Source organism: Longimicrobium sp. (assembly GCA_036389795.1).
In the GTDB taxonomy this organism is placed as follows: domain Bacteria; phylum Gemmatimonadota; class Gemmatimonadetes; order Longimicrobiales; family Longimicrobiaceae; genus Longimicrobium.
Map to the genome: position 1 here is coordinate 60095 of DASVWD010000246.1, position 11231 is coordinate 71325.

Genomic DNA, 11231 nt, shown 5'->3' on the forward strand with positions numbered 1-11231 from the left:
GCGGCTCCCTCGGAATGACAGCGTTTTGCGAAGGCCGAAACCCGCTCTTTCCACTACGCGCATCTGCCTTTTTGACCAGAGAGGTAGGTGCGTTTTTTGCATATCCGCAGGGCGCGTCCCGCACGTGGCGGGGCGCTTCTCAAGGAGAAAGGAGCCTGGATCGAACGCTAGGAGGTGAGCGATGAGGTACTTCCTTCGCGCGGCCATGGCCGCCACGCTGCTGGGGACCACGGCGGCCCCGGCGCTCTCGCAGTCCCAGCCGCGGCCGTCCGGCCGCGAGCCTCGCGGGTCCTTCGAATACTTCGCCACCAGCGTCCGGACGGACATCGGCTCCCAGGCGCAGGGCTGGGGCGGCCGCCTGCTGCTGCCGCTGACGCGCGACGCGGCCTCGCCGCTCTCGCGCGTGGAGGTGGGCGCGTCGGTGGCGTGGTGGCCCGACGACGACCTCTCCACCCGGATGCTGCGCTACGGCGGCGAGGCCGGCGTGCGCCTGCTCTCCGCGCGGGCCGTGGAGCCGGTGCTGTCGCTGGGGGTGGGGGCGGTGCGCCGCGCGGAGCCGGACGTGCGCTGGCGCTTCTTCACGGGCGGGCTCACTCCCAGGGACCTGTCGGCCAGGGGCGAGCCGTCGCGCGTGGTCTCCGTCTCGGAGCGGATGGAGACGGCCCTGGCGGTGGCGCCCGGGGTGGGCGCGCGGGTGCGGCTGGCCTCGGGGCTGGCGCTGCGCGGCGACCTGCGGCGCGTCTTCGAGCTGGGCGACGGCCACGACGGGATGGAGCTGTCGGGCGGGGTGAGCCTGCCGCTCAGGCTCTGACGCCGGGCCCGGTCAGGCTGTAGGGGCGAGCCTGCGAGTCCGGACGGAGCCGGCATCGGCGCGTGAGGCTGCTTGCCGCGCGCGGGCCGGGATCCGCCGGGCGAGGCAGGCCTCGCCCCTGCGTCCTTCGCCGAGCGGTGAGCTGCATGAGGGATGCGCGCCCGACAGGGCCGGGACGCCGCCGCCATGGGGGGTATCGTGGCGGCGGTGGCCCGGCGCCGTTGGGCTGCGTTGTTTGCAGCCCTACCGCGCGCGCAACCCGGCCCCGCGACAGCGGGGACATGCCCGAATCCGCAGTTGCAGTTCTCTGGAAGTTCGTCAGCCCTGGCGCGGCGGCTCGGGGCGCAGGGGAAGGGTGAAGAAGAAGGTGGTGCCCTGGCCGGGGGCGCTCTGCACCCAGATGCGCCCGCCGTGCGCCTCCACGATCCCGCGCGCGATGGCGAGCCCCAGCCCCAGCCCCTGGCGGTCGCCACGCTCGGCCCGCCAGTAGCGCTCGAAGACGTGCGGGAGCTGCTCGGGCGCGATCCCCGGGCCGGTGTCGCTCACGAAGAAGCCCACTCCGCCCTCGCGGGGGGCGGCGCCCAGGGTGACGGTGCCGCCGCCGGGGGTGAACTTGATGGCGTTGCCCAGCAGGTTGGCCAGCACCTGCAGCAGCCGCGCGCGGTCGGCCTGCACCGCGGGGAGCCCCGGTGCGGCCTCGGGCTCCAGCGCGATCCCCTTCTGCTGGGCCAGCCCCCGGTGCAGCTCCACGGCGTCGGTCAGGAGACGCGCGGGCTCCACCGCCTCCAGGTGCAGCGCCCGCTGGCCGCTCTCCAGCGCCGCCGCCTCCATCAGGTCGCGGATCAGCGCCGACATCTGCTGGGCCGAGCTGCGGATGGCGCGCAGCTGCTTGCGCTCGCGCTCGCTCCACTTCGCGGCGCCGCTGTACTCGTCCAGCACGGTGGCCGCCAGGAGCACGGCGTGCAGCGGGTTGCGCAGGTCGTGCGAGACCACGGCCAGCACTTCCTCGCGGGCGCGGGTGGCCTGGCGCGCCTGCTCGTAGGCGCGCGCGTTCTCCAGCGCCAGCGCCGCCCGCCGGGCCAGGTCGGCCGCCACGGCCAGGTCGGCGGCGTCGTACGGGGCGCCGCCGGTGCGGGCGAAGGTGAGGGCGCCCAGCGTGCGCCCCCCGGCGCGCAGCGGGGCCACCATGGCCGAGCGGATGCCGAGCGCCAGCAGCATCTCCAGGTGCTCGGGCTCGGCGGCCGCCTCCTCCAGCAGCGCGCGGGGGACTTCGGAAAGGAGCTGCGGCTCGCCGGTGCGCAGCGCGGCCGTCACCGGGCCGGGGCCCACGGGGTCCACGGGGAAGCGGCGCAGCGTCCCGCGCAGCAGCTCCAGCCGGGTGGGGTCGGCGTGGGCCACGCCGGCGGCGCGCACGGCGCCGCCCTCCGCCACGTGGACGATGCAGCAGTCGGCCAGGGTGCCGGCGGCCACCTCGGCCACCTGCTGCAGGGTCGCGGCGGGGTCCAGGGTGCCGGCCAGCACCTCGCTGGCGCGGCCGAGGAGCCGGTCGGCCTCTTCGCGGCGTCGGCGCTCGTGCACGTCGCGGAAGAAGACGGAGAGCCCCTGGTCGACGGGGAAGGCCTCCACCTCCGCCCAGCGCCCCAGCACCGGCGAGACCACCTCCACCCGCAGGGTGCGGCGCTCGGCCATGGCCCGGCGCAGCGCCCGCCCGGACTCGCTCGCGCCCGCCTCGGGGAAGCACTCCCACAGGGTGCGCCCCAGTAGGTCGGCGCGCGGGCGGTCCCACAGCCGCTCGGCGCAGCGGTTCACGTAGGTGATGCGCCAGTCGAAGTCGACGCTGAAGAAGGCGTCGCTGGTGCCCTCCAGCACGGCGGCCAGGCGGCGCTGCCCGGCCTCGGCCTCGGCGCGGGCGGCGCGCTCGGCCTCCAGCCGCCGCCCGCGCTCTTCGGCGGCGCGCCGCTCGGTGACGTCGCGCAGGAGCCAGCGCAGCCCCCGGGCGAGGCCCGCCCGGTCGCGCTCCACCGCCACGGTGCAGCTCACCTCCACCGCCTCGCGCCCGCGCGGGTGCAGCCGCAGGTCCCACCCCTCCACGCGGTCGTGCGCGGGGAGGCGGGCCAGCGCGGTGCGGAAGGCGCGCGCCTGGGGCGGGGCCACGTACACGGCCAGCGGCTTCCCCGCCAGCCGCGACTCGCGGACTCCCAGCAGCTCGCCGGCGGCGCGGTTGGCCTCGCGCACCACGCCGTCCAGGTCGGTCACCAGGTAGGGGTCGGGGGCGAAGTGGAAGAGCGCCAGGTAGCGGTGGTGCTCCTCTTCGACGCGCGCCTGCCCGGCGGCCACCGCGTCGATCTGCCGCCGGAGCTCCTCCTCGGTGACGCGCAGCTCCTCGAGCGCGGTGAGCAGCTCCTCCAGCGCCTCTTCCAGCAGCGGGGCGGGGGAGTGGGCCGCGCGCTCGCGCAGCGCGTCGACGCGGCGGACGGCTGCGTGGAGCTGGTCGCGGAGCTCGGTGTGCGACGCCATCGCCAGGGTGTTGCAGGGAACCGCGCCGCCGGGGAACGTCCATTCCCTTCCGGAGCAAGCGTTGCGCCACGCGGGGCGACAGGCGCGCGGGAGGTGTCGCGGGGCGGCCGCACCGGGAGCCTGCCGCGGGATCGATCGAAATACCGACGTGGTGTGAACGGCGGGATGGGGCTCGCCGAGCGGCGCGACGTGCGGCTGGCGTGGGGGCGCGAGCGGCCGGCGGTGTTCTGGCGGGCCTCGGCGGAAGGGCGGGCGGCGCGGGTGCTGGAGTGGCGCGAGCCGGGGGAGGGGGACGACGACGCGGAGGGCGGGTGAGGCGGCCGCACGGCTACAGCTCGCGATCCCGCAGCTCGCGCGCGGCGAGCAGCGCGTCGAGCGTCCGCTGCACCTCGCGCATCACCTCCATCTGGTGCTCGTAGCGCTGCTGGAGCTGCGCCACCTCCCGGCGCGCGGCCTCGGCGTCCCGTCGGGCGGCTTCCGCCACCCGCCGCGCCTCCTCGGCCACGTGGCGCGCCTGCTCGGCCGTCTCGCGCAGCCGCTCGGCCTCGGTGCGCCTCCACTCCGAGAGCGCCCGCACCTCTTCCACGTGCCGGCGCAGCTCCTCGGCGTCCTTCCGGTCGGTCTCGGCCGAGAACCGCTCCTCCTCCGCGACCGCGCGCTGCTGCTCGGCCGCGCCCGACGACTCGGCGGAGGCCCGCCGCTCGCGCTCCCACTCGGCGCGCTCCCGCTCGGCTTCCTGGCGGCGCAGCTCGGCGCCCTCGCGGGCGGCTTCGGCCGGGGAGGGCTGATCGCTCATGGCGTCGTGCGGCGCGGTTCCTGGTGGTCCCATCGTCGGCTCCTTCCCTCCCGGTCGGCGGCCCACGCGGGAAAGCGGAGAAATCGGCCGGGCGAGGACCGGGTCCTCGGCCTTCTCCGCGTGCGGACGATCAGGGCCGGACCGCCCCCCCCCCGGAGGAGGTGCGGCGGACGCGGGCGTTCCGCGGACTCCCTCACCCCGCCGCCGCCCTGCGCTGCCCCTCCTCCGCCCTGCGGAAGGCGTCCAGCGCCAGGTCGATCTCCGCCAGGCGGAAGTCCGTTGAGCGCGCGGAGTCCATCAGGTGGTCGACGAAGCGGAGCTCCAGGCTGGCGGCGGACGGCTGCCGCGCCTGCCGCTCCACTTCCTCCAGCCAGGTCCCCAGCTCGTCCAGCCAGGGGCCGGCGCCCCGCGTCCACTCGGCGAAGACCTCGGCCAGGCGGGTGGCGATGCGGATGGACTCGAACATGGACCACCCGAGCACGTGGCGGGCGTGCAGCCACGTCTGGCGCCGCGCCCGCTGCATGGCCCTGACCATGGGGTCGGCGTGGTCTTCATGCGCGGGCATCGCGTGCACCCCGGGCCAGAGGGCGAGCGACTGCGAGATGCTGCGGTGGAAGCACTCCCAGGCCGCCTCCCGGCGGGGCTGCTCCGCGACTGCGTTCCGGCTCGTCCGCGGCATCGTCTTCACGCAACTGCCCGGGTGTCCGACACGACCGGCCGCCTGGAGGCACGGCCGGACCTCCGCCGCTCAGCCGCCGTCCTGCCCGTCGCCGTGCGGCTCCTCCACCAGGGCAGCCGCCCGCTCGCCGCGCAGCCCGGAGGGAGCGCCCGCGCGCAGCTCCTCCATCACCAGCACCGCGCCGCGCACCGCGCGCCCGCCGTCCAGGAACGGGGAGCAGATCACCTTGCAGCGGATGGCGCGGCCGCGGCGGTTCACGGCGTCCAGCACCAGCTCCTCGGCCTGGGTCGCGCCCTCCATGCAGGCGCGGACCGGGGCCTTGAGCCGCTCCACCGGCAGGCCGATGTCGAGGTTCTGGAAGGCGAGCCCCTCCACCTCGTCGGCGCGCAGCCCCCACAGGTCCTCGGCCTGGCGGTTCCACACGCGGATGTCGAAGCCGCGGTCGAGCACCACCACCGCCAGGCGCAGCGAGGCGAGGATCGAGCGCATGTAGGCGTTGACGTTGTTCAGCTCGGCCGTGCGCCGGCTCAGCTCGTCGTTGAGGGTCTCCAGCTCCTCGTTGGTGGACTGGAGCTCCTCGTTCATCGTCTCCAGCTCTTCGTTGGTGCTCTGCAGCTCCTCGTTGGTGGTCTCCAGCTCCTCGACCGTGCTCTGCAGCTCCTCGTTGGTGGTCTCCAGCTCCTCGATGGTGCTCTGCAGCTCTTCGTTGGTGGTCTCCAGCTCCTCGTTGGTGCTCTGCAGCTCCTCGAACGCCGTCTCCGCCTCCTGGTGGGCCTCCGACAGCTCGGCCCGCAGCCGCGCCGACGCGGTCACGTCCACGAACGCGATGCTCACCCCCAGCGGCGCCCTGGCCCCGTCCAGGAGCGGCACCACGTGCAGGTCGAAGGTGCGGAAGTCGCCGCCGGGGCCGGGGAACTCCACCTGCTCCAGCCGCACCGGCCGCCGCTCCTGGCCAGCCTGCTCGATCCGCGAGCGCAGCTCCACCGGGCGGTAGCTCACGGTGAGGTCCTGCAGCGGGCGTCCCACGTCGGCGGCGCTGAGCCCGAAGAGGGCGCGGGCCGGCTCGTTTGCCAGCGCCAGGGTGCCGTCGGGCGCCACCACCAGCTGGGCCGCGGCGCCCGCGTCCAACGCCGCGTCGCGCAGCCGGAGCTGGCCGCGCTGCGAGACCTGGCCCCCTTCGCGCGGCGGCGGTCCCAGCGCCAGCAGCCGCTCGCGCAGGCTGGCGGGGCGCGACACCCTGGCGAAGACGCGGGCCTTCAGGTCGAGCGGGGCGAAGAGGCTCCCGTGGGTGCGCATCATCTCCGCCTTCCCCAGGAACAGCAGGCCCCCGTCGTTCAGCGCGAAGTGGAAGCGGCTGACGATGCGCGCCTGGACCTCGGCGTCGAAGTACATCAGCGTGTTGCGCGACACCAGCAGGTCCAGGTGCGAGATCGGCGCGTCGCGCACCAGGTCGTGCCGCCCGAAGATCACCAGGCGCCTGAGGTCGGGCCGGAACGCGAACCGCTCCGCGGCCGGCTCGAAGTAGCGCTCGCGCAGCTCCGCGGGCACCGCCTCCAGCGCCCTGGCGGGGTAGACGGCCTGGCGCGCCTGCAGGAGCGCCTCGTCGTCCACGTCGGTGGCGTAGATCTTCACCTGCTCGCGGAAGCGGTCCGGCCCCAGCGCCTCGGCCAGCACGATGGCCAGCGTGTACGTCTCCTCGCCCGAGGCGCACCCCGCGCTCCACACGCGCAGCGGCTCGTCGAGCGCCTTGCGCTCCAGCAGCGGCGCCAGGTGGCCGCGCACCAGCGTCTCCCACGCCTCGGGGTCGCGGAAGAAGCCGGTGACGTTGATCAGGATGGTGTTGAAGAGGGCGGTGAACTCGTCCGGGCGCTCTTCCAGGTACCCCCGGTAGGCCGCGTAGTCCGCCGCCGCCACCTCGTCCATCCGCTTGCGCACCCGGCGCATGAGCGAGGAGCGCTTGTAGCCGGTGAAGTCGAAGCCGCGGTCGTCCCGGAGGAACTCCAGCAGGCTCTCGAAGGCGGGGTCGTGCTCGTTGCGCGTCATGCGGGTCCTGCGTTGCGCATTTTTGTGCCGGGAAGATGCCGCCGGACGGCGTGGCCGGGAACCGCGCGACGGATTCGGGCGTGTCCCTCCGCTGCGCTCCGGGCCGGGCTGCGCGCGCCGTAGGGCAGCAAACCACGCTGCCCAACGGCGCCGGGCCCCGGCCGCGCCCAACCCCGCGTCCCGGCCCTGGCGGGCGCGCATCCCTCACGCGGGGTTTCGTCACGCGCATCGCCCGGATTCGCAGGGGCGAGCATGCGAGTCCGCGCGAAGCTGCACCGGCACGTCAGCCCCGCCTCCCGCACAGGCACCGGCATCCGCCGGTCGAGGCATGCCAGGGCGTGCCTCGCCCCTGCGCGAGCTTTCCGCGCGCACCCTCGGCCCACGTCCAACCCGTCAAGTACCCTCCCGGGGTTGGGAGAGAGGGTTGCTGGCGCCGGGTGAGGGCCCCTGCCGCCGCGACCAACCGCGATTTCGTACCTCGTACCGCGTACTCACGCACTTCCGCACTGCTCACACGTTCCGCCGTGCCAGCCGCACCAGCGCCGGAGCGATCTCGTCGAGCGGAAGGACGTGGTCGACGGCCCCCGTGCGGATGCTGCTCTCGGGCATCCCGCGCGCCACGGCGCCGGCCGGGTCCTGCGCGATCACGGTGCCGCCCCGGTCGTGCACGCGCACCACCCCGCCCGCCCCGTCGCGCTCGCGGCCGGTGAGCACCACCGCCACCGCCTCGCCGTCGAACGCGTCCGCCACCGAGGCGAAGAGCACGTCGGCCGAGGGGCGCACGAACTGTACGGCCGGGTCGTCGGAGAGCGAGAGGGTGCCGTCGCGCTCGACGCGGAGGTGCCGTCCGGGCGGGGCCAGGTAGACCCTCCCCTCCACCATCCGCTCCCCGTCTCGCGCCGCGCCCACCGGCAGCCGCGTCTCGGGCGAGAGCACCTGGTCCAGCACGCTGCGCGAGCGCGGGCTCAGGTGCTGCACCACCAGCACCGCGGCGGGGAAGTCGGCGGGAAGCGCGCCGAGCACCCGCTTCAGCGCGCGGATCCCGCCCAGCGAGGCGCCCACCGCCACCACCGTGCGGGGGCGGTCGGTTGCCTCGTCCCCGCCGCTCACGGGGGAGGGGGCGCGGCCGGACGGGGTGCGCATCGCGGCTCTCCGGGTGGGGGAGGCCCTCCGCCGGGGAGGGTACCGGCCAATATCGGCGCGGAAGCGGGAAGTGTCAAAGGTGGCGCCTCCATGCGCCGGCCGTGCACGGCTCTTGCTCACGTGACTCCGTTCACCCGCGAGCCGCGGGGACGCCGCAGGTGGCCAGCACGGGAGAGGACGGTGCAGGGACATGACGTGATCGTCGTGGCGGCCTCGGCCGGGGGGGTGGAGGCGCTCTCCGCGCTGGCGGCCGGGCTGCCGCCCGACCTGCCCGCCGCCGTGCTGGTGGTGATGCACTTCCCGGCGCACGCCACCAGCATGCTCCCGAGCATCCTGCAGCGGCACGGCCGCCTCCCCGCGGTGCACGCCGAAGACGGCGCCGAGCTGCGGAGCGGCACCGTCTACGTGGCGCCCCCCAACCGGCACCTGGTGGTGCACCAGGGGCACGTGCGGCTCACCGCCGGCCCCCGCGAGAACGGCCACCGCCCCGCGGCCGACCCGCTCTTCCGCTCGGCGGCGCGCTCGTACGGGCCGCGGGTGATCGGCGTTGTGCTCTCGGGAAACCTGGACGACGGGACGGCCGGGCTGGCCGCCGTCCGCCGCCACGGCGGCATGACGGTGGTGCAGGACCCCGCCGACGCGCTCTACCCCGGGATGCCGCTCAGCGCCATCTCCAACGCGAAGGTGCACCACGTGGCGCCCCTGGCGGAGCTCCCCGCGCTGCTGGTGGAGCTGGTGAACACCCCCGTGCAGGAGGAGGTGGAGGCGATGGAAGACACCCGGGGAAACGGCTCCCGGGACGACGTGGAGGCCGAGATCGCCGAACTGGACCCCGCGGCGCTCCAGGCCGACGAGCGTCCCGGCACCCCGTCGGGCTTCTCCTGCCCCGAGTGCCACGGCGTGCTCTGGGAGCTCAAGGACGGCGAGCTGGTGCGCTACCGCTGCCGGGTGGGGCACGCCTACGGCGCCGAGACGCTCCTGGCCGAGCAGGACGAGAGCGTCGAGGCGGCGCTGTGGACCGCGTTCCAGGCGCTCAAGGAGCGCGGCGCCCTGGCCCGGCGCATGTGCCGCCGCATGGAGGAGCGGGGGAACGGGCGCTCCGCCGGCCACTTCCTCGCGCAGGCCGACGAGGCCGACCGCCGCGCCGAGGTGATCCGCCGCGTGCTGCGCGGCGCCGCCGACACCGGCATCGAGGCCGGACAGACCGGCCGGGCGGCCGTCGGCTGACCCCTTCGTGACCGCGGCCCACCCCCCGCCCCTCGGCGCGCCGTCCGGCTTCCCCGCGCCTTCGGGGCACGCCATCCTGGCCGAGGCCAGCCGCATCCTGGCCGACTCGCTCGACTACGAGTCCACCCTGTCCGCCGTGGCCGGCCTGGCCCTGCCGCACCTGGGCGCCTGGTGCATCGTCGACGTGGTCGAGGAAGACGGGACGATGCGCCGCCTGGCCGTGGTCCACCCCGATCCGCAGAAGCAGGCCCTGGCCCGCCGCCTCACCTCGGGGTGGCCTCCCCAGGTGGACGACCCGCTGGGCGTGCCCCTGGCGGTGCGCACCCGCCGCTCCGAGGTGGTCTCGCACGTCCCCGACGAGCTGCTGGCCGAGGCCGCGCGCGACGAGCGGAACCTGCGCCTCCTGCGCGAGCTGGGGATCGGCTCGCTGATGGTGGCTCCCATGCTGGCGCGCGGGCACGTGCACGGGGCCATCACCTTCGTGAGCCCCGAGCGCGGCCAGTACGGCCCCGACTCCCTGGCGCTGGCCGAAGACCTGGCCCGGCGCGCCGCCATGGCCATCGACAACGCGCGCCTCTACCGCGCCGCCGAGCGCGCCCGCGCCCAGGCCGAGGAGGCCAGCCGCGCCAAGAGCGAGTTCCTGGCCACCATGAGCCACGAGCTGCGCACCCCGCTGAACGCCGTGCTGGGGTACGTGGACCTGCTGGAGCTGGAGCTGGCCGGCCCCGTCACCGACGCCCAGCGCGAGCACCTGGACCGCGTGCGCTCGGCCAGCGCCCACCTGCTGGGCCTGGTGGACGAGGTGCTCGACCTGGCGCGCCTGGAGGCCGGGCAGCTCCCGGTGGCCGCCGAGCGCGCCCGGGCGGCCGACGCCGTGGACGAGGCGCTCGCGCGCGCGCGTCCCGACGCCGAGGCCAGGGGCGTGCGCCTGGCCGGCGCCTGCGCGGGGGAGGAGGAGGCCGCCTACCTGGGCGACGTGCGGCGGGTGGCGCAGGTGCTGGGCAACCTCCTCTCCAACGCCGTCAAGTTCACCCCGGCCGGGGGCGAGGTGCGCGTCGGCTGCTCCGTCACGGACTCGGCGCCCCCCGGCGCGCGGCTCGCCGGCTCCGGCCCCTGGGTGTGCATCGACGTCGAGGACACCGGCGTGGGGATCGCGCCGGCCGACCTGGCGCCCGTCTTCGAGCCGTTCCGGCAGGCGCGGGGCGGCCACACCCGCACCGAGGGGGGGAGCGGGCTGGGGCTCACCGTGGCCCGCCAGCTCGCCCGCCACATGGGCGGCGACCTCACCGTCCGCAGCGTCCCGGGCCGGGGTTCGTGCTTCACCCTCTGGCTCCCCGCCGCGGGCGCGCGCCGCCCCGAGGCGCCCCGCGCCGAGGGGCCGCGCCGTCGCTCGGGCGAGGCGCTCGTGGCCGCCGGGCGGCAGCTCACCGGCTCGGTCGACGAGGTGGCCGCCGCGTACGTGCGCCGGCTGCGCGCCGACCCCGCCGCGCCGCACGCCGCCGAGGCCGGCGAGGTGGACCTGGCCAACCACGCCGCCACCCTGGTGGCCGACGTGGCGCAGGCGCTCCTGGTGCTGGGCGCCGCCGGAGAGGACGCCCCCGGGCTGCTGCGCGACGGCAGCCGCATCCAGCGCCTGGTGGCCGAGCTGCACGGCGAGCAGCGGCGCCGCCTGGGGTGGAGCGAAGACGAGCTGCGGCGCGACTTCGCCGTCCTGCGCGAAGAGGTGGAGGCGTGCGTGCGCGCCCACGTCCGCGGCGAGGGCGCCGACGCGGCCGTGGCCACCGCCGGCCGCCTCCTGCGCCAGGGCGAGCGGATCAGCCTGCACGCGTTCCGGGTGGCGGCCGCGCAGCCGAGGTGAAGTGCGAAAGTGCGTGAGTGCGAAAGTGGGCCGTGTGCCTAAACAGAGTTGACGGCCCTGGGAATCACCACAGTGGTGAGCAGTTCGCGCATGCTCCAGATGTGGTCAGTTAGTCCGGCCGCCATCGCAGGCGAGCGCTGATCCCACCGCCGGCCTG

General features: G+C 75.7%; 9 protein-coding genes. 4 read left to right on the forward strand and 5 right to left on the reverse strand.

Features of this window, described 5'->3' with window-relative positions; genetic code table 11:
* Positions 1-181 precede the first annotated feature (181 nt).
* Positions 182-811 (forward strand): hypothetical protein, encoded by a 630-nt coding sequence (locus VF746_29255; GenBank protein HEX8696543.1) that lies wholly within the window; start codon positions 182-184, stop codon positions 809-811.
* A gap of 318 nt (positions 812-1129) precedes the next feature.
* Here the strand turns inward: VF746_29255 and VF746_29260 are convergent, their stop codons facing one another.
* Entirely contained in the window at positions 1130-3328 is a 2199-nt protein-coding gene (locus tag VF746_29260) for an ATP-binding protein (GenBank protein HEX8696544.1), read from the reverse strand.
* A gap of 153 nt (positions 3329-3481) precedes the next feature.
* On the opposite strand from VF746_29260, the gene VF746_29265 reads away from it, so the two are divergent.
* Entirely contained in the window at positions 3482-3643 is a 162-nt protein-coding gene (locus VF746_29265; GenBank protein HEX8696545.1) for a hypothetical protein, read from the forward strand.
* A 13-nt stretch (positions 3644-3656) separates the two neighbouring features.
* Here the strand turns inward: VF746_29265 and VF746_29270 are convergent, their stop codons facing one another.
* From VF746_29270 to VF746_29285, 4 genes are all read right to left on the reverse strand, one after another.
* Positions 3657-4157, reverse strand: a complete 501-nt coding sequence (locus VF746_29270; protein HEX8696546.1) for a hypothetical protein — start codon at positions 4155-4157, stop codon at positions 3657-3659.
* Positions 4158-4317: 160 nt separating this feature from the next.
* Entirely contained in the window at positions 4318-4803 is a 486-nt protein-coding gene (locus VF746_29275; protein ID HEX8696547.1) for a hypothetical protein, read from the reverse strand.
* Between the two features lie 69 nt (positions 4804-4872).
* Positions 4873-6846 (reverse strand): CheR family methyltransferase, encoded by a 1974-nt coding sequence (locus VF746_29280; protein ID HEX8696548.1) that lies wholly within the window; start codon positions 6844-6846, stop codon positions 4873-4875.
* A gap of 510 nt (positions 6847-7356) precedes the next feature.
* Positions 7357-7989: a chemotaxis protein CheB gene (locus VF746_29285; protein HEX8696549.1), complete on the reverse strand. Its 633-nt coding sequence runs from the start codon at positions 7987-7989 to the stop codon at positions 7357-7359.
* 180 nt (positions 7990-8169) lie between these two features.
* On the opposite strand from VF746_29285, the gene VF746_29290 reads away from it, so the two are divergent.
* Both VF746_29290 and VF746_29295 read left to right on the forward strand, forming a co-directional pair.
* Complete coding sequence (locus VF746_29290) at positions 8170-9216, forward strand: chemotaxis protein CheB (GenBank protein HEX8696550.1); 1047 nt, start codon at positions 8170-8172, stop codon at positions 9214-9216.
* A 7-nt stretch (positions 9217-9223) separates the two neighbouring features.
* A complete protein-coding gene (locus VF746_29295) occupies positions 9224-11074 on the forward strand; it encodes a GAF domain-containing sensor histidine kinase (GenBank protein ID HEX8696551.1) in 1851 nt (616 codons plus the stop codon).
* Positions 11075-11231: the final 157 nt, after the last annotated feature.